This window comes from Desulforhopalus glucosivorans (genome assembly GCF_054397165.1).
Window position 1 is genome coordinate 1,600,989 of record NZ_AP044854.1, and the last position, 22,291, is coordinate 1,623,279.

Genomic DNA, 22,291 nt, shown 5'->3' on the forward strand with positions numbered 1-22,291 from the left:
CAGGGCGTCATTGTTAGAGCAGGAAACACATTACTTGGAGTAGGAGCTATTATCGCTCATTCCCTTTCTTGCCTCCATGTTCAAACGACCTTCTTTGACTGCCGTCTCATTCCATTCCTGAAGTAGAGCGCTCTTGAAGGCAACCTTCTCATCCACGAGTTTTTCAAGAGGTACGCCGGCTAACTTCTGAGCTTTTTCTTTGGTAGAAAAATCAGGAGCTTCGTAATCGAACACATCGTGTTTGGCTAGTACTCCTACCAGGGCAACTCTTGCTTCCTGGGCCTTATCGTTGGCAACGCCAAGAAGTCTTAAGGTTTCTTCAGGTGCATGGTAGAAAGAACCATGGCTTGCTATAGAATAATCCCACAACCACTGCCCTGAACGGATAAGCTGAAGAACAGGTTCCATTTCGTCCTCGGTGGCTCCAGATTCCCATGCTTTTCCAGCTGCAAGGTGAGCTTTGCCAAGGCTGTTCATGGCAATTTCCATAAGCTGCTCTTTGCGGTCAAACTTTGTCTTAACAAGTGCCTTGAACTCTTCTTCACTCTCACGGTGACAGGTAAGGCAGGTGTTTGCAATGTTATCAAGTGGATTAGCAATGTGGTGGTCAGAGTACTTCACTGAACCTTCCTGCTTATATGGCATATGACAGTCAGCACAGGCTACACCGCGCTTTGCGTGGATACCGGTTTTGTACATCTCATAACCAGGATGCTGGGCTTTAAGCATTGGGGCTTTACTGATCTTGTGGGTCCAATCCTTAAATCCGTAGCCATCATAATAGGTTTCCATGTTTTCAGCACTGAGGCCTTCAGCCCATGGGAAGGTAACCACTTTAGCAATCTGATCATTTCCTTCAGAATCCTTATACTCAGTTGCCTTGAAATAGTACTCTGAGTGACATTGAGCACAAACCAGTGAACGCATATCCTGATGGGTGATTTCATCGAGGTTAACACCACTGGCCTCAAGACCTCGTTTGAGGTAAGGACGGGAAATTGTAAGGTTAGCGGTTTGGCTGTCGTGACAGTCAGCACAACCTATAGGATTAACTATCTGATCCCCTAGGCGTGCCCACTTGCCGGTGAAGTACTCGTTTTCACCTTCCTCATCCATCACCCGTGGTACATCCGGTGATTTACATGTCCAGCATGCAGTCGGCATTGGACCTGTAACAGGACCAACGGGGGCACCCGTTCTTAGGGAGTTAATGTTACTCTGTACCGCGTAGAAATGACCGCGTGGAGCATTGTAATCTTTAGCAAAACCGTAACCAGCCCAGAGAATGGCAAGCTGGGGCTTCTTCTCGATCATGTCATCGATTTTATCGTTCTTTTTGGTCTGCTTCCAAGAGTCGTATTGACGTGGGAAATACTTTGCCCATTCTTCATTTTTGCTCTCAACACCTTCTGCCTTAACAACAGGAGTGGTATTGAGCTGATCTCTTTCAGCCTGTTTACCTGCGATGGAATTTGCCATAAAGCCCATTGCAACAATGGCCACCACAGAACCACCAAGTAAAAACTTGTATTTATTCACTTTTTCCTCCACGTATTGTTATTCTCTAACACCAAGATTATTTGGAGTTGTCGATAAATTCCTTGCTTTACCATGAGGTACATCCCTATGACATTCCCAGCATCTTCTGTCTGTCTGGGGAGTACCGCTGAAATCATGGTATCTGTCGCTGTTAGAGATAAGGACCTCTGTCAACCTTGCATGACATGTTATACAGTTGGCCTGGACACGGTTAGCACCATCTTCGCTGATCTGCAGAGCAGGTGCAAATGTGTTGAGCGTAAAAGCAACTGTATGGTTCCAACCATCTCGCGCCTTTGCTTTGTATTTGTTTACTGTAGTGTCTGTGGGTAGGTGACACTCAACACAGGTTGCACGCTGGGCATGGGAACTGTGCTGCCAAGTGGCGTATTGTACGTTCATCACATGGCAGTTAATACAAGCTTTAGGATCGGTTGACAGGTAAGACAATGCTTTTGATGCGTTAACCAGATAGGCCAAAAATACTATCGCCACAACAAAAGCAAAAATTGAACTAAATTTCAGTACGTTACCTGCTTTCATGTATACTATCCTGATAGAATGAATGTTCAACCAGCACTGTTAGAAAAGAGTTGGTCGTTTTGTCCAATCCACTCCAATTCAGGTCTGGCCCGAATACCATTGTTTCACCTCCATAGATAAATGTTTAACATCGTTAAATTCGTAAAACAAAACTTGTGTAAAATATACTTGTTCTCAGTTTTGAAAAAATTGATACATGTCAAAAAAAGCATGTGAATACGTTGTAATCTTTTGAATTGGAAAAAAACATTGTCCAACTAAATAAATGTGGCCTTATGAGAGTTTGAAGGAATTTTTTTAGCAAATTTGCATTCGTGGTCTAAATGAAATACCATTTTAAGAGAGTAACAAAATTATAAAGTATTTTCAATTAAACCTAACGTAAATACAGCATGTTTAAGAAAATATTTATCCCGTCCGTTCTACTTCTTACAGCATATGGAATCTTTTCCAATAATGATTTTAAAATCATTGCTTCAGGTATTGCCATTTTTATTGTCGGTATGGTCTTCATGGAAGAAGGTTTTAAGCTGTTTACAGGTGGGACTCTTGAAAAGATACTGAAAAAAACCACTGACACAGTAGTAAAAGCGATAATAAGTGGTTTTGTTTCTACTTCTCTGGTTCAAAGCTCTTCGCTCACAAGTATCATTGCAATTTCTTTCCTTTCAGCAGAACTTATCGCGCTCTCACAAGCCCTGGGCATAATTTTTGGGGCTAATATCGGTACAACAACAACGGCTTGGATAGTTTCTGCATTTGGAATGAAAATCAAGATTTCGGCATACGCTATGCCTATGCTTATCTTTGGAGTAATCCTCACTTTTCTACAGAATAAATCTGCAAAAGGAGTCGGCAACATACTCTTGGGGCTCGGCTTTATTTTTCTTGGTATTGGATACATGAAAGAGGGGTTTGAAACCCTAAAGAGCGGTATTGATCTTGCTCAATTTGCAATGGAGGGGTATGCAGGAATTTTTGTATATATTCTTGTTGGTGCGATTGCAACGGTCATAATTCAGTCTTCCAGTGCCACGATGGCTATTATTATTACAGCTGTTGCAACTGGCCAAATCAGCTATATGAATTCCTTATCTCTTGCAATAGGTGCCAATGTCGGAACAACGGTTACTGCAATCCTGGGCGCATTAACATCTAATGCTGATGGAAAACGATTGGCGGTTGGACATTTGATATTTAACACAATTACAGCGGTTTTCGCTGTGGCATTTATCCATGTTCTCAGCAACCTCGTGAATGTTTTAAGTGGTTATATTGGAATAGGTGATGAGGATATTGCGATGAAATTGTCGCTCTTTCATACAATATTCAATGTTATAGGAGTTCTTCTTGTAGCACCCTTTATAAGCCCCATGGTAACGTTTTTACAAAAGTTATTTGTCAGTAAAGCAAACCGTCGGGGTAACCCTATATATATTGGTATTGAAGTTTCTAAAATGCCGGGGCCGGCCATTGCTGCACTAAGAAAAGAGACTGAACATTTGTATGATAGTGTTTCTCATCTTGTTGTTCAGGCTCTCAGGTTACACCGGCATGAAGTCTGGTCACTTAAGGAGATGCGGGAAGTGATGGAGACGGTCAAAGGGGAATCTGTAGATGTTGATGTGGTCTATAATGAAAGGATTAAGTTCCTTTATAGTGAAATGCTTCATTTTGCTGTTATGGCAGAGAACCATATGGATGGTAAAGAAAAGTTTCGTTTAGAACGCCTTAAACTTGCAAGCAGAGATCTTGTTGAGATAACCAAGGATTTAGAAGAGTTACAAAAAAATATTTCCCGTTATATGAAGGGAAATAATCAAGCCTTACAGAAAGAATATAATGCATTACGCGAACGTATAGCGAGTATCGTTCGAGATATTGACAGAATACGTCAGAACCCTGATGATCTCACCTGTCTTACTCATATTGAGTTAAGTAGAAGTCAGGTCGACACCTTTGATAATGAGATTACACGAAAAATTAGTGATTTACTGAGAGATGATAAAATCGATGTCTTTATGGCCTCATCGCTCATGAATGATAGCTCTTTTACACGATCTATCTCAAGAAGACTGCTCGATGTTGCAGCGGTGCTCTGGATTCAGGATGAAACCATACGTGAACTGCAGGATTACTCAGGAGAGTGATGGATGAATATAGATAAATACATGAAAAAGGCTTATGGGTTCTTTGCTAAAACATCAAAAGAACAACGTATTAAGGCTGGTAAGTTAGATGAGATTCTAGCAAAGCTGATAGTGGCCCAAAAAAAACTAACAAAAGAAATTGCTAAATCAAATAATCCTGAAAAAAAAGAGACAAAACAGCAGGAGCTGGCTATTGTGACTTCCCTTGTTAAAAAGGTAGAAAAGCGGCTTAAGAAATTGAAAAAAAAGTAAGTTCTCATCCAAAATTATTGTTTCGAGGTTTTTGCAAGCAGCTCAGTTGTTATTGTCGAACGGCTGCCTGGTAATTAGTAGGATTAACCTTCAGCTATCCTGTTGTTGGGTAGTTTGTGCAGCTTTCCCTAAAAACTCTGATCGTGTTGGGTGAGCTTGGAGGATAAGGGAGAGGTCCTCAACAAGAGCCCCCATTTCTATTGCTAGCACGCCCGTGCCTATGAGTTCTGCTGATCCCCGTCCAACTACGGCGACACCAAGGATTCTACCGTCTTCAGGGGTTGAGATTATTTTTGTGAGACCACATAAATCCCCCTCGATATGTAAATATTGCTCTTCATTCCAGCTTTTGCTCTGCACTTTTACAGGTATGTTCTGTAATTTTGCCTCTTTTTCTGTCAGGCCGCACCAGGAAAGCGTTGGGCTTGTGTTGATTGTATAAGGAATAGCTCGCAGGTCAAAAGCAGAAGAGATTCCTGCGATCACCTCCGCTGCGATCTTCCCTTGTCTTGTGGCTATGTTACTTTGCATCGTACTGTTGGTTATGTCTCCCACTGCAAATATATTTTTATCATCTGTTCTTTGCTGGGAGTCGGTTGAGATAAAGCCACGGACATTGCGGTTAACCTTGGTGTTTTCTAACCCAAGGTTATCTGAAGAAGGAATGCGACCTGTTGCCAGTATGACGAGGTTATAGGCTTCCGACATATTTCCACTACTGGTTGTGCTCTTAACCAAAACCTCATTCTCTGTTTCTATGATACCGGTAACCAGAGTGTTTAGTGAAATAGAGTTATACCGGTCTTGTAAACTTTTTAGAATAAGTGAAATCAGATCGTCATCGACATACGGTAATAGCGTATCGTTTTGCTCGACGATATCGACCTTAGATCCAAGTGCTGAAAATATGTTCGCCATCTCAAGGCCTGTAGGCCCAGCGCCAACAACAAGAAGATTGTCCGGTATAGTAGAAATGTTTAAGGATTCAGAAGGGGAGACAACTCTATTTTGATCCGTTAACGTAACTTCAAACTTTATTTCATGAAACGGGGAGGGTGATGAGCCCGTTGCAATAACTGCATATTTAAAAGAGAGTCCGGTTATTTCTGAATCTTTTAAGCGTATGGTTGTGGAGCTTTCAAAATATGCCTTTCCCTTGATATACAAGACACCTTTCTGTTTACACTTCTCAGACAGGTGGTTTGTAAGATTATCAATTTGAGAAGCACTGCTCTGTCTTATTTTCTGCAGGTTTGGACAGGGGGTAGGGCTCAATGTTTCGTCCAGAAGGCTTGCGCTAATATGCTCAAGCTGTTGTGCAATATCAAGGAAAAATTGTTGGGGAGTACATGTCTCGTGTAGATGGTTTCCACCTGGAGATTGCAGGCAATCAACGAGGGCGACATCAAAACCTAACTCAGATGCTCGGAAGGCTGCGGCTAAACCTCCGGGGCCAGCACCTATAACAACTACATCCAAATCCATCCTCATATCGCCCATTACCATGAACACATTACCTCTTCGTTGGGATGAGAACCACTCACCCTAAATCATATTTATAAAAAGCTCATCAGGGTCCTGGAGGCTCTTAATGATAACTTGAAGGAAACGGATAGCATCTGCACCATCGACCACTCTGTGATCAAAACAGAGGACAATGGGCATCATCAGGCGGGGTACAATTTCATGGTTTCCAAGTTCGTCTGTCATAACTGCAGGTTGCATTCGGGCCTGACCGAGTCCTAAAATTGCGATCTCAGGATGATTAATGATGGCAGAAAAATGGCTGCCACCGATAGCTCCTGCATTGGTAATAGTAAATGATCCTCCTACCAATTCTTCACGGTTGAGTTTTCGTTTTCGGGCTTTAGTTATGGCGTCGTGAATCTCCACTGACAATTCTTTAATTGATTTTCTATCTACATCCCGAATGACCGGAACCATAAGCCCATGTTCTGTGTCGACTGCAATACCAATATTAAAATACTGTTTGATAAGGATCTCCTGATTTGCAAGATCAAGGGTGGCATTAAAGTGTGGGAAGGCTTTAAGTGCAGTCGCAACAGCTTTTAAAGTAAATACGGTCATGGTGAGGCGGCCACCACACTTCGTAATTTCGTCCTTATGGCGCTGTCGAAACTCTTCAAGCGCGGTTATGTCGACGAGGTCCTGGCAGTTGACGTGGGGAATCTCAGCCCATGACTGTGCCATACGCTGAGCTGTTGCTCTACGTATAGATCTAAACGTATGTCTTTCGACTTCGCCATATTGATTGAAGTCGGGGAGCTCTGAACCCACAAACTGAGGACGCACTACAGAAGATTCATCGTGTTGTGCAGCTTTGATTTGTTTGGCCGGGCGCTGAGCTTTCTCAGTATAATTACGTACATCATCAGCAGAGACCACACCACGACTAGAAGACGCTGTTACCATATGTAAATCAACGCCGAGTTCTCGAGCTAGTCTTCGGGTAGATGGTGATGCAGGGACAGGAAGGCCTCTGTTATTGCGTAAGTTTTCAGATTGTACTGTTGTTTCTGAGGATTGTCGCTTTTCCTCATCACCGGACGGTTCTGCAGGAGAGCTGTTTTCAATTGAAAAGGAGATGAGAACCTCTCCCACTTCAATCATGTCTCCCGGTTCAACATGAATAGTTGATATTACACCAGTAATTGGAGAAGGGATTTCGACTGCAGCTTTATCTGTTTCGACTTCAATTAACAGATCACCCTCTCGAATTGACTGCCCTATGGATACAGGAATGGCAAGAATCTCAGCTTCATGTACACCTTCTCCAAGATCGGGTAAGCTAAAGGTTTTGTTCATAAAAACTCCGAATTTGCAGTGTATTGTTAAGGTTGTTGCTGGGTCTGTCTTGCAGCCTGAACTATTCGTCTGATATTTGGTAAATAATCTTTTTCCCGACTGAAATAAGGAATAATGATGTCATATCCCGTCACTCGTTGAATTGGAGTCTCGAGGTAGTAAAATGCTCCTTCCATCAGGCGTGTAATAATTTCTGCCCCAGGGCCAAAACTTCTTGGGGCCTCATGGACAATAACAGCTCTACCTGTTTTACGAATAGACTCCACCATAAGAGTATCATCTAGAGGAGATATGGTAAGAAGGTCGATTATTTCACAAGATATTCCTTCTTTATCGAGTTCATCTGCAGCCTTTAACGTGGGCTGAAGCATTGCTCCGTAGGCAATAATTGTAACGTTATGACCCTTACGTACAATTTTAGATTTACCAATTTCAGCTACCTCCTCATCTTCAGGAACTTCTTCACGAAAGGCGCGGTACAGTGCCTTTGATTCATAAAATATTACAGGATCGGGATCTCTTATGGCAGCAATGAGAAGCGATCTGGCATTTCGAGGGCCGGATGGAATCACGGTTTTGAGCCCAGGTGTGTGTGCCCAATAAGCTTCACGGCTCTCAGAGTGGTGCTCCAATGCCCTCACGCCACCTCCGTATGGTGCGCGCATCACCATGGGCACGGTCAGGCGACCCTGGGTCCTCCAGCGAAAACGCGCTGCATGATTTTCAATTTGGTGAAAGCTTTGGTAGGCAAAGCCGGAAAACTGTATCTCACAAACAGGCTTGAGACCGTAGATTCCCATACCCACTGCCATACCTATAATTGCGGCTTCGGCAACTGGTGTGTCAATGACACGTTGGTTACCAAATTTTTTGATAAGGGAATCTGTCACCCTGAAGACACCACCATCCGGCCCTATATCTTCACCGAGTAGAACGACGTTTTCATCCAAGGTCATTTCCTGATCCAGTGCCAGGTTTAAGGCTTCAACCATGGTCATTTTAGCCATTGTCTACCTCCTTGGATTGTGCGTCAAGACTCGTAATAAGTTCGTCTTTTTGTTTGTGCAGATACGGTGGTAACTGGTCGTAGAGATGGTCAAACATCTCTTTTGGGTCTCCAAGTTCCGCCATTCGTTTTTCGGCATGATCTATAGCTTTTTGGATACGCTCCTGTATCTTGTTTTCAACGTGATCTTTTGTCGTGTCAGCTAATAGATTTTTTTCAAAAAGATAGTTTTCAAAACGTTTTAATGGGTCTTTTTGACGCCATTTTGTGACCTCCTCATCGGTTCGATATCTGGTAGGGTCGTCGGCAGTAGTGTGCATCATTACACGGTAGGTCAGACATTCGATGAGGGTAGGGCCGTTACCATTTCTCGCACGTTCAGCAGCTTCTTTAGTAGCCGCATATACTGCTAAAACATCATTGCCATCGACCTGTATCCCAGGTATTCCATATGCTAAGGCTTTTTGTGCAATAGTGCTGGAGCGGGTTTGCTGCTTGATGGGCACGGATATGGCCCATTGGTTATTTTGGCATATAAACAAAACAGGTGTGTTGTATACCGCAGCACAGTTAAGTCCTTCGTGAAAATCGCCCTCTGAGGTTGCACCATCCCCAAAAAAGACCATTACTATTTCTCCGGTATTTTTGTAATTTGCAGCATAACCAAGTCCTGTTGCATGGAGAATTTGCGAACTCACAGGTATCGCTATTGGCAGGTCTTTCTGTCCTTTTGGCAGGATGGCGCCCTCATTGTAACCGTTATAGTAGAGTAAAATACTTTCAAGACTGCGGCCGCGCCATATCTCTGCTGCAGTTTCACGAAAAGCGGGGACAAACCAGTCTTCTGGTGTAAGTTGGAAGATAGCTCCGAGTTGAGAAGCTTCCTGACCTTTAATTGGTGGAAAGGTGCCAATGCGCCCCTGGCGTTGGAGGTCAACCATTCGCTCGTCAAATCGTCTTCCCAGAACCATTGATTGGTATAAGTCGAGAAGTACTTCATCTTCAATATGAGGTTCATGGTCTCGATCAACATTCCCGTGTTCATCAAGAATTGAAAGGTATTCTATGCTGCTCTGCAAATCGACCGTCGTTCGTGGCATATTAGGCTCCTTTTTTAGGAACTGCTCACAGAAATCTATAGGTGCGGCTGGCTCGTTTAACGTTTGTATTGAGTGTGTGCGTCACCAATAAAACTATGGACGAATAATGGTTATTAACGGACTATCTAAGTGTTCGTTGTCTTAAAAAATCCTACTTAAACTATACCTATGAATAGCAGAATAGCAAATAGGAAGGGTGTAAAATGACACTGGAATGTTTGTAATTTATACGAATTCTTATAAGTATACCAGGCTATGAATAATTCTCATCAGTCTGCTCTCTGAGTCTCAAAACCAATTGACAAAAAACTTCTATTCAATAACTATCACTGCATAATGACTGAGCGTTTGGTCAGCGTTACTGTCGCCGCTTGTGTGGAGCGAGTGATCATTTATGAAAAGTAATGTTGTCTACATTTTGTGCGCATCCCTTTTAATAGGAGATTATGTGATGATTGTTCAAGGTTCGCTTTTGGGTGTAAAAGTGATCGATTTATCGAGAATGCTACCTGGACCATATTGTTCAATGGTGCTTGCCGATCATGGTGCTGAAGTTATTTCGATTGAGAAAAAAGAATTCCAACATTCAGGTCTTTTTTTTGAATCTTTGTACAGAAACAAGAAGCATATGACCCTTGACCTTAAAACAGAAAAAGGGCTTGAAATACTTCTGCAACTGCTCACTGAGGCAGATGTTTTGATAGAAGGATTTCGTCCTGGTGTTATGGAAAGGTTGGGGCTCAGTTACCTCAAGGTAAAGCAAATCAACAGTAAAATCATTTACTGTTCAATAAGTGGCTATGGTCAGACCGGAGATAGAAAATACGCGCCGGGGCATGATGTTAATTACCTCAGTCACTCAGGAGTGTTGAGTCTCTTTGGCGAGAAAGGGAAAAATCCAAGTATTCCGGCTGTACAGATAGCAGATATTGCAGGGGGGGCACAAAATGCTGTTACAGGAATTCTTCTGGCCCTTTTTGCAAGACACACGACAGGGGAGGGACAGCATATCGATATTTCAATTACCGATGGCCTTCTTGGTTTGTTACACTTGCCTCTTCACTACTCAGCGCTTGAGGGTGGCAATCTTGAGGCAGGAGATAGCGTTCTGTCCCATCGCTATGCATGCTATAACACCTACGAAACTAAGGACGGGCGTTATATTGCTCTTGGAGCACTAGAGAAAACATTCTGGCAAAAAATATGTTTGTATTTCAATCGTCCTGATCTAATTACATTGCAATATGATGAAGATAAAAGACAAGAAATAATAGGTTTTTTTACAGAGCAGTTTTTAACCAAACCCTATGCTGAATGGGTTGGCGAGCTTGAACCACTGGACGCCTGCTGTAGCGGTATAAAAAACATATTTGAAATCCTGGATGATCCAATGTTTAAAAGTCGGGAAATGATTGTTCATGGTGAAGGTGAAAACTCTGACTCCAAAAAAATACTCGGTGTGCCTGTAAAACTGAGCGAAACACCCGGGTCTGTAAAGAGTACGAATGCTTCGTTCGGAGGTGATACTGTTGAGATCCTATCAGCTCTTGGCTACTCAAAAATTGATATTGATAGGTTGTATGAGGAAGGTGTTCTTTAAGTTACTCATCTTCTTTACGCAGCATTTGAAAGTGTAAATGTATATGTGTATAGGGCAGATGTCTGAGAGGTGTGGCTTTTGGTCACAAAATATTTGGCAATTTCATAAGGTTTAGCCCGCATATTTCACGAGTTGAGATGGTTAGCTCGTCAAGGCGTGTGGGAAATTATACTACTTGATTAGGTAGCTTTCTACGATAACGAAGGATAGCTGACTATATCAGCGCGCCCGTAGGGTGAGAAACATATATTTGGTTAAATATGCGGGTTGACGGAAATAAACGAGAGGTAATACTATGAACGAAGAATCTACCCTAAAAGAGAGTTTTGAGGAATTTAGAAAATCGTTTTTCTATGGAAGTCGTTCTGATATGACGTTTAAGTTTCTCGATCACCTCACCGATGATGAAGGATCCGACCTTCTCTGCCGGTTGTTTAGAACCATTACCTCAGCCATCGATTCAGGTGACGTGGATCAACTTAAAAAAGTCATGATAGAAGGTCAGTCAGCTGCACATGCACACCCTCAAAACTTCATTTATGATGATGGACCATTTACCCCTTTTTCAAGAAAGCCTGAAGACGCAAAATTTACCATGCTCACCTCTTCAGGACACTTTTCAGCGGACAATGATCCACAGCCTTTTGGTGTTTCTGGAATGAGTCAGGAGGAGGCTGAATCAAGAATTATGGATTTTTTGAAAATTGAACCAACCCTTTCAGAAATTCCTTTTAATCTTTCTCAAGAAAAACTGAAAGTTCGACATGGTGGCTATGATGTTACAGCGACACAGCAAGATGCAAACGTCACGTTTCCCTGGCAGAGATTAGTGGAGCTAGAGGAGGAGGGTGAACTTGGCTCATTAACTGAATTTGCTTACTCATTTGTTGGTGCATGTTCGCAAACAAGGTTGATCAAAAAGGTACTACCTGGTTGGATACATCTGATGCAGGAAAACAGAATAGACGGAGCCATACTTATTCCGGTCTGACCTATTTGCCATATGTCAGTTGGACATATTGCAAGAGGGTTTGAAGAAGCAGGGATTCCAACGGTGGTAATCGCAGCGATTCCTTTTGCAAAAAGACTGGAGGTGATGTCTCTACCCAGGGTGCTGCTCACTCCTAATCTCGTCGGAAGGGTGCTGGGCAATCCCAACGACAGCAAATATCAGAGAGGTGTTTTGCAAAAGGCGGTTGCACTTCTTGTGGCAGCTGAGAAAAATGGGACGGTTGAATCGCTAAAAAGGTAAAGGCTATTCTCTCTGACATCAGAAAAAGATATTTGATTCTCCTTTCCCTGTGAGCTTTTTCCTGAGAGTTGCAACTTTGGCAAATATCTTTTTCAGCATATCGTTTTCCATATGGGTAAGCTCAGATACGTTTATCCAGTTGTCCGGTTTTTCACCTCTATCAATTTTCTGAACCTGATGCCTTAACCTCATCTGCATGAGATAGTCATAGGAGTCAACCAGCTCGTCGTGTGTTTCTTTATTTAGTGCCCCGCGGTCGTAGAGGTTCTCAAGCCTTTCTAGCGTGTTACTGGTTTCCAGGGAATGTTTAATGCCATGGATCCGTGCAAAACCGACGATCATTGCAATGACATGCTTTATGTTGAAACAGTTGGTGTATTCACCTTCTGTATCGACAGAAATATTGCCGAAAAAATCGAGAGGAATTTTAAATAACAGATTGTTTTCAGCCATTAGATGATAGAAAATCGGTCTGTTTCTGAGTAAGTTTTGCAAATGACCCCGTAGCTCATCTAGAAAATCACTGTCACCGTATATGCACCTGTAGTCGAAAAATATATTCAGTTCCATGAGGTCCTGTGGAGTTGAACTGGTAATCCAATTGGTGAAATATTCTTTCCAGATAGTTATCGGTTTACACCATCGTGGATTCATTGCCATGATCTCGCCCTTACATAGTACATAACCAACTTTATCGAGTGAGTTGCAAATGAGACTCGCTAACGCAAGAAAATATTTTTGTGCAGATTCAAGTTGTTCTGGGGGGACATCCTTAAATATAAGTGCGTTGTCCTGGTCTGTGGCAAGGGTCTGCTCTTCACGGCCATCACTGCCCAAGCCTATAATCACGAATGGTACAGGCGGTTCACCTAAATCATTAAGAGAAAACTCCAATATCCTGTTAAAGACCGCGTCTGAGATAGATGTCATTATTCGAGTGATGTTTCTCGTATTAACACCACTGTCGGTGAGGGCTTTTACAATGCCAGGTAATCTGGTGTGACAGCTCACTATCTCTTCTATGGTCTTTGACTCTTTGACCTCTTTTAATAGAAATGTAGCAGAGTGGCGATGGACCTGTAATAATTCCTTGTCGCTGATGATTCCAATAATTGTTCCTTGATTGTCACTGACGTAAAGATGGTCACTTTGCTGCTCTCCCATCATAAGAACGGCTTCAAATACTGGAGTAGTATCTGGGATAGTGTCTATCTGTCTATTCATGAATTTCCCAACCGGTGAATTGGATGAATAGAGACGATCGATTACCATTTTACGAATTTCACTATCTCCAAAGATACCAACTATCTTTTCTGTTTTGTCAGTAAGAAAAAGGGTACTGCTTCTTCTGTTATACATGGCTTTAACAGCGTCTTCTACAGTCATATTGGTTTTATACGTCGTCTTCTCCTGAATGACATTTTTAACAGGGTCATTTAAAAACATCATAGAACTTTGCATTTCAATGAGCAGGTCTTCTCTCTTTTCCTCCCTGGCTTGTTGCAGGGTGATGTCTTCGATTATTCCATCACAATACATTGGAGTATCCATTGTATCCCTGGTAATCACCATGGATATCGAAACCATTCGAGGTATACCGTTTGTCGTTCTAATAGGTATCATCTGATCTTTGATGACGCCTTTTTTGTATAAATTAACCTGTAGAGCATTGGCGTCAAAACTGTTCTCAAAAACGTCTATGAGCTGTTTTTTTCCAATGTGTTCTTTAGATAAACCCAGCAACTTATGGACAATAGGATTTGCCTCTAATATTGTAAGACCTTCAGCTGAACTGGTTCTAAAAATGCCAATTTGTAATTGATTAGAAAGCCACTGGTAGCGTTGTCGGCTTACACCGAGCTCGTCCTCAATTCTTCTACGGCTACTCATGTCTCGAGCGGTGATTATCTGCACTTTTTCGTCGCTCAGAATTTTTTCCGTCAGGATGAGGCGCACTTGAATCTGGGACCCATCCATTTTTAACATCGTAGTATCAATGCCATCTGGGTTTGCACTTTCATTAAGTGGTTTACTGGTCAGAGACTTTGATATGTTTGCAGGGAAAAAACTTAGCATTGTGGCTGAGTCAAGCTCTTCTCTGGAGCCACCTAATAATTGCTGCATGCTGGAATTGGAATAGATGCAGTGATTATCAAAAAACATCATCATTGGTTCGGTGGCAGACTCAACAAGGCTTTTATATTTTTCCCTTGATCGCATGAGCGCTGCTTCAGCCTGAAAACGTTTGCGTTCGTTAATGAGACTTTGTCTGGTCAGGTAAAAAAATAAAAACGATACAATGACAACAACCCCAAGTGCCAGCTTGGATAGATAGGCATAAATTTCGTCAGTTTTCCTCTGGACATCGTCTAAATAGACACCGGTTCCAATAATCCAGCCCCATGGTTCAAACGTTGTAACGTAGGTGAGTTTGGGTGCAATTGACTCTTCATGGTACTTTGTGTGCCAGGTATGATAGAGGAAACCGCTTTGCTGGCTGGTTACAATTTCAATAAACTTTAGAAATATCCTTGTCCCACTTGAGTCTTCGTACTCTGACAGGTCTGCACCTATCATCTCTTTGGAATATGGGTGCATCACCATTTTGGGCTGCAGATCGCAAATCCAGAAATAGTCCTGTTTGGTATCCCCGTAACGCAAAGACTCGATTTCTTTTTGCGCCTTTTCCTTGGCTACGACTGTTTTGATTTGGTCGTTTTTGATCATGTCATCGTAGTGCCTCATTATATCCACGGCTACACTGGTGAGTTGGTGAATTGTTGACTTTTTCCCTTCAAGAAAGTTTTTTTCAAATGCGGGGATGACTACGCCGTAAATGATGGAGATGAGGAAGGCGAGGGTAAGAATTGTTGGCAGTATTATGGTAAAGTGAGTGCGTTTTGAATGTCTGTTACCTGAGTGGTTTGACATGGGCTTAAGTTGGTCAGCGTTTATGGTTTCTCACTACATAAACATATCAGATTGAAAACAGGATCGATGTCTGAGTTTGTCCCGATAAGTGGCCACGCATCGGAGCTGGGACTGGCTCAAATTTAATATTTCAGGATGCTTGAGTAATACGCTCCAGAGGGCTTTGACTATCTCGGGATCAAACTGATGACCAGCTTCATGGAACAATGTACAAACTGTATCTTCAAAAGTCATTTTTTCAAAATGTTTGCGGCCTCCGAGCATGGTTTCAAAGGCATCACAGACAGTCACTATCCTGGCGCCTAGCGGAATTTTATCATTTTTCAAACCGTCAGGGTAGCCAGTGCCATCGAATCGTTCGTGATGGTGTTTTATGAGTGGAGCAACATCATTTAAAAAAAATAAGGGTTGAGTGATACGGGCTCCAATTTCCGGGTGTTTTTTGACAATATCCATCTCATTTCTCGTGAGAATTCCCAGCCGCTCCAGGATATCATCATTCATTCCTATTTTACCAATATCATGTAATAGTCCTCCATGATACACAGTTTGAATTTGCTGTTCCGGTAGTTCAATTTCTTTGGCAATCATCTGAGCATATTCAGCAACTTTTAATGAATGGCCATGGGTCTTCTTATCTTTGGCCTCCAAGGCGAGGGTAAACGCTTCTACAATTTGACGAAGGTTTTCCAGCATCTTTTCATCGTAGCTAAATGATTTTTGCAGTGCAATTGCACCTTGTTCCCCAAGGGCTGTTACAAGTTCAAGCTCGTCAGCTGTTAACTCGCGACGATTGTGGAAATAGACAGCAAGGATTCCACTGCATGAACCAACAATGTCAAATAGAAGACCGCTAATGGAACCAACCTTGCGTTTTCCAAACCGTTCAAGGTCCGGTATTCTAGGGTCGTGTCGAGCATCCTCTATGAAGACGAGTGGGGCACCATTTGTAACAAATAGAGTGGAGAGAATATTGTAATCAACTTCCTCAAGGCTGCGATAGGAAAAACCATATGAAAACTTTGAGATAATTTGTTGTTTTGGATGATCAACTACCCAGAAAATACAACCCTTTGCCTCAAGGTGTATTTTGATGTGAGTAACTATGGACTCAATAATATCGGCACTTCCTTCACCAGAATGAATTGCTTTACTCACTTCAGCAAACACTTTGAAAAAGCGGGAATAGTCACCGGTCATTACGCACACTCCGAATAGGTATCGTAAACTTGATCAAATTAACAATACTATTGATTATTATGATCCTACATTTTTGACATAAAATCTATTGACAAGAACCATATAATTTATTTAATAATACACACACAAGACTGAGCGCTCGCTCAGTAATGATTTTGTTTTACTCGCTATATTAGAAATTTGCTTCATTTTTTTGTTCTGGATTAAAGTTTGGATGAACACCTGTTTCCATCTGTTTTGAACGTTTATCGTTATTATCGTCCATTGTTCACTTTGTAGCGTAATATTTGGATGATCATTGTTTTTTTAAATAAGAACGAGCGCTCAATCTTTAAGTGTCAGATTAATATTATGCAGATATTCTAGTTCATTATAGTTTTCTGCTGCGAGGCGGATATATATGTTAGCGTACTTTAGACCCTACATGTCATACCCAGCTCCACTTCTATCCCCAACAACAGTTTACATTGCCAGGAACCAAATCCAAAGACGTTGTCAACTATCCCTGACTACAAGTGATGTTGTAGAGGTAGTTGAGCCGATCTTTTGAGTTTACAGCAGTTAAATCTTATTAGGAGGAGATGATGAATAGCGCGTACAAAAAAGAAATCTGGTACACCCTGATTTTTAGTCTGTTGCTGCTGCTGCTTGGGCATACAGGGCTGTTTTTCGCAGCCTTTCCAGGACTGAGGGACCACATGATATTCGGGTTCCCCTCACAGTACATTATCCCTGTTCTCATGGGCTGGTTAGGATTGATGGTTGTTGTTTTTATTCAGGCGCAACTGACCAACCAGTTGGATGATGAAATTGAAGGTCTTGCGTCAGCAAGCAATCCTTCAACCAGCAAAGGAGATGACTAAATCATGGAAGAACAGAAATGGGCACTGGAAAACCCCACTCTGGGGATTATTTTTGTCGCTATATCTTTTGTGTTTTTTTACATAATTGGCTGGTATTCAGCAAAAGCCGCAAAATCCTCCACGGATTACTGGACAGCAGGTCGTAGTATTGGCTCTCTAGCTAATGGCCTCGGTATGGCGTCAAGCTATATGAGCCTTGCAACTTTCATGGGTGTTACCGCTCTTATTCTTAAACTTAAAGTACCATTTGTTTACATGTGGATACAGTTTTCTCTTTCTATTCCGCTGATTACACTTTGGTATGGAACACCTCTCCGGCGTATGGGAGCTTTCACTCCCGCTCAATTTGTCAGGGAACGCTATGGCTTGAATACCTCCTATGTTGTTGCAGCATTTATGATTCTGATCATGCTCATGTATGCGCTTGGACAAATGATTGGTGTAGCAAAGGTTTTTGAAATGCTTTTTGGTATTAATTATACCGTGGCTTTGATCTGTGGTGGTGCTCTAATTGTTGGCTACGTAGCAATTGGCGGAATGTATGGTACTAGCTATAATGCAGCTTTCCAGATGGTTTTGATGGGAATTGCTTTTATCATACCCCTTGGTGCGATCATGAAAGCAATGGGTGGAACGGGGTGGTATTTTCCTCCTCTTCTTTATGCTGATATGGTTCCAGCCATGCTTGCAGCGGTACCCGATTTTTTTGATATGAAATTTGGTTTCAAGTGGTACTTTGCTCTTATTCCTGCTTTTACTATCGGCGCAATGGGTCTTCCCCACCTGGGTATGAGGGTCTATACCGCAAAAAGTGTAAAAAGTGCCAGGTGGGCAATGGTCTGGTTCACATTTTTCTGTGGTATTGTATTTAGTGCCACCTACACCATGGGTTTTTCCGGTGTTTTCTTTCAGGCTACTTCAGGGACGGTAATAGCTCCTTCGGACTATGATAAAATTACTTTGATTCTCAACTCTGTATACAACCCCGCATGGGTTCTTGCCTTTGTAATAGCTGGTGCAATTGCAGCTGGTTTGTCAACCATTAGTGCAAACCTCATGGCTATTGGAGCGCTCATTGCACAGGATATTATCGCGACGATAAAGCCCGATCTGCCAGAAAAAACCATGAAGACTATAGGCTACTGTGCAATTGCTGGTGGTGGTATTATTGCTATTTTAGTCGCTTTGAATCCACCAACATTTCTTGTCGTTAGTATCCTCTGGGCCTTTGGCCTTGCTGGAGTTACAGTGGCACCTCTTGTGATTTTAGGTGTGTGGTGGAAACAAGCTAATCGTTACGGTGCCATGGCAGCAACGCTCGTTGGAGGATTAACCTATATCATCGTCTCTCCTTATGTCTTCCCGGACATTACGATTGCTGGTGGACTTCAGGCAAAGCTTGGAATGTCTGGCGCCTTGCTTTGCGTACCTCTATCATTTCTTGTATTAGCTGTAGTATCCATGGTTACCAATAAGATTCCAGGACTTGTTGCACGAATCCCCCATGAATCTGACAAACGTTTGGTTGATAGCATTCATGGTTGGGCAGAATACAACGAAGAGAGATACAATAGTGTCGGTGCAGGTATGATTATCGCCGTTGTAAGTCTCGCATTTGTTGTTTGGGCAATAATGCCAGGAGGCTGGACTGCTTAATCTGCATGGGCTTAATATAACAGTTTCTACCATTTCATAAGCATCCGAAAGGTAGAGACTGTTTTAACTCATGAACACGTGTGAAAAAGATCAGATAACTGTTCGAGTTTTAACGGTTGGCATGATTGTACGACATAAAGCTAATAATTCATTTGTTTTGAAACGTATTGGCAAAAGTTTTTTCTGATAAAACGCGTTATACCAGCAACCTCAATCTCTACCCACAGGAGTTGTCTTGTGTCCTATTTTACTGCATTTGGAAATCTTGTAGCAGGTCAGGAAGATATTATGCAACCAACCTCCCAAAATAACACAAAAACATATGTAGTTATTAACCTTATCATTCTGGGTATTTTTTTCGGTCTTTCAAATTACTTCGGTGCTCTCTACACAACCCCTGATTTGCCTGTTGAAGGCAAATTTGCCGTAATAACTCCACTCATTATCTGTGTGGCAGGTTTTTTCACAATAAGTGCAGCGCTGATTGGTTACAGCCTCGTCTACTGGGCGGCGGCAAAAGCCTTTGGTGGCCAGGGGACAATCATGCAGAGCGGGGTATTGATAGGTTTGACCTGTATTCCGTTCTGGATAATTGCCCCTTTGACTAATTTTCTTATCAACTATAATCTGACCGGTGCTCTGCGATTAGTAATACTGTTTTTAGTCGCAATGGCTGCAGGCTGGTTGTTTGGTCTGACGAAAAAAAGCCTGGTATGGGGGATGGGATTGACCCCATCTAAAGCTACTTTGGCGGTAGGGGCTATGTGGGTTTTCAGTATGAGTTCTGTGTACGTCTTCTTACCCTAGTGTGAGATTAAATATTTCAACAGTTACATTTGAAGAGTACATTGTTGGGCATGATGCTTAAAGCATTTCCCTCCCTTCATCCGTTTATTGGCTTGTTGGATTGCATTGCATCCAACATAAGTTCATCAAACGGTGCGATGGGAGAAGATTTTTTTAATTCATTTGGGAGCCCTTTCATGTAATGGAAACTACCAACTTTTGCAGCTAGTATCTCTGTGACTGATTGCTCTTGGCGAAAGCGTTGAAAACGAGAAAAAATCACTTCCCCGTCTCTAAAAAACGCTACGGCTTTTCCTTCTTTGAGAGAAAAATGTAGCGCCCCTGTTTTTCTCTTAGAGTTCATTATATTAAACAGATCGACAACGCTAATGTCTGAAAGTTTTCCGGACATACCTGAGGAAATTTCACCTAATTGTAAGGAAACAGTTTGTGCACGATCTGTAAGGATTTTTAGTAGATAAAACTGTAGTTTATGGTAGCTCCTCAGCACGTCTCTAAAATTTTTTAAACTGAGCATGGCTACCTGAGTATCCTCAGTAGTATGGATTGATTTAGAAACCGGTTCTCCAGAAAGAAGACTCATCTCCCCAAATATTTCTCCAGCCTCTAGTTCTACTGCTCGTGAGCCATCATCTTTAATAACAGCCACCTTGCCTTTGAGGATGATATAGAGATGATGGCCTGAGGCCCCTTTTTTCACAACTCTCTTATTTTGCAGGATAGTTTTGAATTCGAGCAAAAGAATAAGGTCTACTAAGGAATGGTCATCAAACAGTTTGAATATTTCAAGTTTTTTGAGTTCTTTAAAATACTTTTCGGTGAGATGTCTGTTGCGCCGCTCTTCAGCATCCTGCATCATCTTCATCTGCACAGTGGCAAAATCTTTTTCCCGTTGATACTCAAAGTGAATAAGCCCTTCACAGCCACCGCAGTCAAATTTTGATTGCGGCCCGGGAACAGAACTCGATTTACTCTTTTTGTCACTTACAGTGAGAATCGATGCAATGTTTTTGGCGAGATGTAAACAGCCGGGTTTATAGGATGAGATAGATAAGCAAAAGTTTTGGATCTTTAGCTCTTCTCCTATATTATAGACTGGACAAGATTTCTCTTCGGTAATGACAAATACAGCATCACAATATTTCTCTTCAGATGTGTTCAAAAAATGTCCTCCAGTAGATCCTGTGAGATCAATTTCATAAGCATGGCTATTTAAAGCAGTCTACCGCGTAATTATCTTCTATTGCCAAATTTTATACAATGCTCAGCATATTATACCATATGAAGCTCGTTTGATACATGTCATGAACGTGAACAATTTATGAATTTCCTTTAGTTAATATAAGTAGGTAAATGTTGACTTAGCGCTAATAAAATACGGTTGTAGTTATTTATGAGGGAATTATAGACGAAATACTTGCCATTGTGCTTTTTGTTTGTTAATTATTTTTTCCGTTACGGCGTGGCGGGTAGAATACTCAAAATAATATGAGATCAGATACCTGTTGAGTAAGAGCGGATATAAGTAATCCAACTGAATAAGGACAAGGGTAGACCAATGTACAGGGAAGAAATTAAAGTAATAGACTGCACCGTCAGGGATGGCGGCCTCATGAACAAATGGCAATTCAGCGATACATTTGTGCGCAATGTATATAACGCGCTCGCAGATGCTGCTGTTGATTATATGGAAATTGGTTATTTAAGTTCGGCGAGTGCCTTTGACCCCAAAGAATTTGGAGCGTGGAAGTTTTGTCACGAAAAAGACCTGCGTAAAATAATCGGCTCTGAAGAAAAAAGAATAAAACTTTCAGCCATGGCTGATATCGGTCGTATAGATATGGCAGATATTCCAATGGCCGAAGATAGTTCACTTGATATGATAAGAATTGCTTGCTACGTGCACCAGATTGATTCGGCACTGGCACTTGCCCATCATTGTCAGGATAAAGGTTACGAAACAACAATTAACTTAATGGCAGTGTCAACGGTCGGATTAAGGGAACTCAACGAATGTTTGGAAGATTTAAACAAAAGTAGTGTGCCCATCGTTTATCTTGTTGATTCCTTTGGAGCCTTTTATTCAGAAGATATCGATACCCTTGCCCAAAAATATGTAGAGAGATTACCCGGGAAAGTGATTGGTGCCCACTTTCATAATAACCAGCAACTCGCCTTTGCGAACACGATCTCCGGGATTATTAATGGAATAAACTTTTTGGATGCTACCCTATACGGCATCGGAAGGGGTGCAGGAAATTGTCCCCTTGAGTTACTGTTATCATTTCTCAAAAATCCTAAATTCAATGTTCGCCCAATCATTAAGTGCATTGAAGAAGATATTTTTCCATGGGCGAAAAAAATCGATTGGGGTTACTCCATTCCATATATGGTTACTGGAACGATGAATCAGCACCCAAGGACAGCTATGGCTTTGATGGAGTCAGAGAAGAAGGAAGAAATATTAGACTATTATGATTCAATCTGTAATGGTGTTTCTACTGTATAGAGTAATGATGATGTAGGTTGTTTGAATACTTTTCTGGTGTCCAAGATGAGAGGTCCC

18 protein-coding genes are annotated in these 22,291 nt (G+C 41.9%); 9 read left to right on the forward strand and 9 right to left on the reverse strand.

Annotated elements, in window-relative coordinates; translation table 11 throughout:
* Positions 1-30: 30 nt before the first annotated feature.
* Positions 31-1,539 (reverse strand): ammonia-forming cytochrome c nitrite reductase, encoded by a 1,509-nt coding sequence (gene nrfA / locus ACX6CI_RS06855; protein WP_458777420.1) that lies wholly within the window; start codon positions 1,537-1,539, stop codon positions 31-33.
* Positions 1,540-1,557: 18 nt separating this feature from the next.
* On the reverse strand, positions 1,558-2,082 hold the full coding sequence (nrfH, locus tag ACX6CI_RS06860; RefSeq protein WP_458777421.1) for a cytochrome c nitrite reductase small subunit: 525 nt from the start codon (positions 2,080-2,082) through the stop codon (positions 1,558-1,560).
* Between the two features lie 392 nt (positions 2,083-2,474).
* Between nrfH and ACX6CI_RS06865 the strand changes: the two genes are divergently transcribed.
* Both ACX6CI_RS06865 and ACX6CI_RS06870 read left to right on the forward strand, forming a co-directional pair.
* Positions 2,475-4,232 carry a Na/Pi cotransporter family protein gene (locus tag ACX6CI_RS06865; RefSeq protein WP_458777422.1) on the forward strand — a complete coding sequence of 586 codons (1,758 nt, stop codon included), beginning with the start codon at positions 2,475-2,477 and terminating at the stop codon, positions 4,230-4,232.
* A 3-nt stretch (positions 4,233-4,235) separates the two neighbouring features.
* The gene (locus ACX6CI_RS06870) at positions 4,236-4,484 is read left to right on the forward strand and encodes a hypothetical protein (protein WP_458777423.1); all 249 of its coding nucleotides are present in this window, start codon (positions 4,236-4,238) and stop codon (positions 4,482-4,484) included.
* 90 nt (positions 4,485-4,574) lie between these two features.
* Here ACX6CI_RS06870 and ACX6CI_RS06875 read toward each other — a convergent pair whose 3' ends face one another.
* The 4 genes from ACX6CI_RS06875 to pdhA are packed head-to-tail and all read right to left on the reverse strand — an operon-like array spanning position 4,575 to position 9,416.
* Positions 4,575-5,990, reverse strand: a complete 1,416-nt coding sequence (locus tag ACX6CI_RS06875; RefSeq protein ID WP_458778444.1) for a dihydrolipoyl dehydrogenase family protein — start codon at positions 5,988-5,990, stop codon at positions 4,575-4,577.
* A gap of 39 nt (positions 5,991-6,029) precedes the next feature.
* On the reverse strand, positions 6,030-7,310 hold the full coding sequence (locus tag ACX6CI_RS06880; protein ID WP_458777424.1) for a dihydrolipoamide acetyltransferase family protein: 1,281 nt from the start codon (positions 7,308-7,310) through the stop codon (positions 6,030-6,032).
* A 26-nt stretch (positions 7,311-7,336) separates the two neighbouring features.
* On the reverse strand, positions 7,337-8,317 hold the full coding sequence (locus ACX6CI_RS06885; RefSeq protein WP_458777425.1) for an alpha-ketoacid dehydrogenase subunit beta: 981 nt from the start codon (positions 8,315-8,317) through the stop codon (positions 7,337-7,339).
* Entirely contained in the window at positions 8,310-9,416 is a 1,107-nt protein-coding gene (gene pdhA / locus ACX6CI_RS06890) for a pyruvate dehydrogenase (acetyl-transferring) E1 component subunit alpha (RefSeq protein ID WP_458777426.1), read from the reverse strand. The genes ACX6CI_RS06885 and pdhA overlap by 8 nt, the downstream gene beginning before the upstream one ends.
* A gap of 451 nt (positions 9,417-9,867) precedes the next feature.
* Here pdhA and ACX6CI_RS06895 point away from each other — a divergent pair, with 451 nt between their 5' ends.
* The 3 genes from ACX6CI_RS06895 (at position 9,868) to ACX6CI_RS06905 (ending at position 12,268) form a co-directional block, all read left to right on the forward strand.
* Positions 9,868-11,016: a CaiB/BaiF CoA transferase family protein gene (locus tag ACX6CI_RS06895; RefSeq protein ID WP_458777427.1), complete on the forward strand. Its 1,149-nt coding sequence runs from the start codon at positions 9,868-9,870 to the stop codon at positions 11,014-11,016.
* 295 nt (positions 11,017-11,311) lie between these two features.
* A complete protein-coding gene (locus ACX6CI_RS06900) occupies positions 11,312-12,007 on the forward strand; it encodes a glycine/sarcosine/betaine reductase selenoprotein B family protein (protein WP_458777428.1) in 696 nt (231 codons plus the stop codon).
* A gap of 12 nt (positions 12,008-12,019) precedes the next feature.
* Entirely contained in the window at positions 12,020-12,268 is a 249-nt protein-coding gene (locus tag ACX6CI_RS06905; protein ID WP_458777429.1) for a hypothetical protein, read from the forward strand.
* Positions 12,269-12,286: 18 nt separating this feature from the next.
* Here the strand turns inward: ACX6CI_RS06905 and ACX6CI_RS06910 are convergent, their stop codons facing one another.
* Both ACX6CI_RS06910 and ACX6CI_RS06915 read right to left on the reverse strand, forming a co-directional pair.
* The gene (locus ACX6CI_RS06910) at positions 12,287-15,199 is read right to left on the reverse strand and encodes a DUF294 nucleotidyltransferase-like domain-containing protein (protein WP_458777430.1); all 2,913 of its coding nucleotides are present in this window, start codon (positions 15,197-15,199) and stop codon (positions 12,287-12,289) included.
* Between the two features lie 33 nt (positions 15,200-15,232).
* Positions 15,233-16,399: an HD domain-containing phosphohydrolase gene (locus ACX6CI_RS06915; RefSeq protein ID WP_458777431.1), complete on the reverse strand. Its 1,167-nt coding sequence runs from the start codon at positions 16,397-16,399 to the stop codon at positions 15,233-15,235.
* A gap of 581 nt (positions 16,400-16,980) precedes the next feature.
* On the opposite strand from ACX6CI_RS06915, the gene ACX6CI_RS06920 reads away from it, so the two are divergent.
* From ACX6CI_RS06920 to ACX6CI_RS06930, 3 genes are all read left to right on the forward strand, one after another.
* Complete coding sequence (locus ACX6CI_RS06920) at positions 16,981-17,262, forward strand: hypothetical protein (protein WP_458777432.1); 282 nt, start codon at positions 16,981-16,983, stop codon at positions 17,260-17,262.
* Between the two features lie 3 nt (positions 17,263-17,265).
* Positions 17,266-18,918 carry a sodium:solute symporter family transporter gene (locus tag ACX6CI_RS06925; RefSeq protein ID WP_458777433.1) on the forward strand — a complete coding sequence of 551 codons (1,653 nt, stop codon included), beginning with the start codon at positions 17,266-17,268 and terminating at the stop codon, positions 18,916-18,918.
* A 237-nt stretch (positions 18,919-19,155) separates the two neighbouring features.
* Positions 19,156-19,725, forward strand: a complete 570-nt coding sequence (locus tag ACX6CI_RS06930) for a YIP1 family protein (RefSeq protein ID WP_458777434.1) — start codon at positions 19,156-19,158, stop codon at positions 19,723-19,725.
* Between the two features lie 76 nt (positions 19,726-19,801).
* Here the strand turns inward: ACX6CI_RS06930 and ACX6CI_RS06935 are convergent, their stop codons facing one another.
* Entirely contained in the window at positions 19,802-20,887 is a 1,086-nt protein-coding gene (locus tag ACX6CI_RS06935) for a cyclic nucleotide-binding domain-containing protein (RefSeq protein WP_458777435.1), read from the reverse strand.
* A 396-nt stretch (positions 20,888-21,283) separates the two neighbouring features.
* On the opposite strand from ACX6CI_RS06935, the gene ACX6CI_RS06940 reads away from it, so the two are divergent.
* A complete protein-coding gene (locus tag ACX6CI_RS06940; protein WP_458777436.1) occupies positions 21,284-22,234 on the forward strand; it encodes an aldolase catalytic domain-containing protein in 951 nt (316 codons plus the stop codon).
* Positions 22,235-22,291 lie beyond the last annotated feature (57 nt).

Excerpts from the sequence above, each read along its gene's own strand:
- ACX6CI_RS06940 (WP_458777436.1), top strand. The coding sequence starts at position 21,284 with ATGTACAGGGAAGAAATTAAAGTAATAGACTGCACCGTCAGGGATGGC.
- ACX6CI_RS06900 (WP_458777428.1), top strand. The coding sequence starts at position 11,312 with ATGAACGAAGAATCTACCCTAAAAGAGAGTTTTGAGGAATTTAGAAAA.
- ACX6CI_RS06895 (WP_458777427.1), top strand. The coding sequence starts at position 9,868 with ATGATTGTTCAAGGTTCGCTTTTGGGTGTAAAAGTGATCGATTTATCG.
- ACX6CI_RS06870 (WP_458777423.1), top strand. The coding sequence starts at position 4,236 with ATGAATATAGATAAATACATGAAAAAGGCTTATGGGTTCTTTGCTAAA.
- ACX6CI_RS06910 (WP_458777430.1), bottom strand. The coding sequence starts at position 15,199 with ATGTCAAACCACTCAGGTAACAGACATTCAAAACGCACTCACTTTACC.
- ACX6CI_RS06885 (WP_458777425.1), bottom strand. The coding sequence starts at position 8,317 with ATGGCTAAAATGACCATGGTTGAAGCCTTAAACCTGGCACTGGATCAG.
- ACX6CI_RS06865 (WP_458777422.1), top strand. The coding sequence starts at position 2,475 with ATGTTTAAGAAAATATTTATCCCGTCCGTTCTACTTCTTACAGCATAT.
- ACX6CI_RS06905 (WP_458777429.1), top strand. The coding sequence starts at position 12,020 with ATGTCAGTTGGACATATTGCAAGAGGGTTTGAAGAAGCAGGGATTCCA.
- ACX6CI_RS06920 (WP_458777432.1), top strand. The coding sequence starts at position 16,981 with ATGATGAATAGCGCGTACAAAAAAGAAATCTGGTACACCCTGATTTTT.
- ACX6CI_RS06880 (WP_458777424.1), bottom strand. The coding sequence starts at position 7,310 with ATGAACAAAACCTTTAGCTTACCCGATCTTGGAGAAGGTGTACATGAA.
- ACX6CI_RS06915 (WP_458777431.1), bottom strand. The coding sequence starts at position 16,399 with ATGACCGGTGACTATTCCCGCTTTTTCAAAGTGTTTGCTGAAGTGAGT.
- pdhA (WP_458777426.1), bottom strand. The coding sequence starts at position 9,416 with ATGCCACGAACGACGGTCGATTTGCAGAGCAGCATAGAATACCTTTCA.
- ACX6CI_RS06925 (WP_458777433.1), top strand. The coding sequence starts at position 17,266 with ATGGAAGAACAGAAATGGGCACTGGAAAACCCCACTCTGGGGATTATT.
- nrfH (WP_458777421.1), bottom strand. The coding sequence starts at position 2,082 with ATGAAAGCAGGTAACGTACTGAAATTTAGTTCAATTTTTGCTTTTGTT.
- ACX6CI_RS06875 (WP_458778444.1), bottom strand. The coding sequence starts at position 5,990 with ATGGTAATGGGCGATATGAGGATGGATTTGGATGTAGTTGTTATAGGT.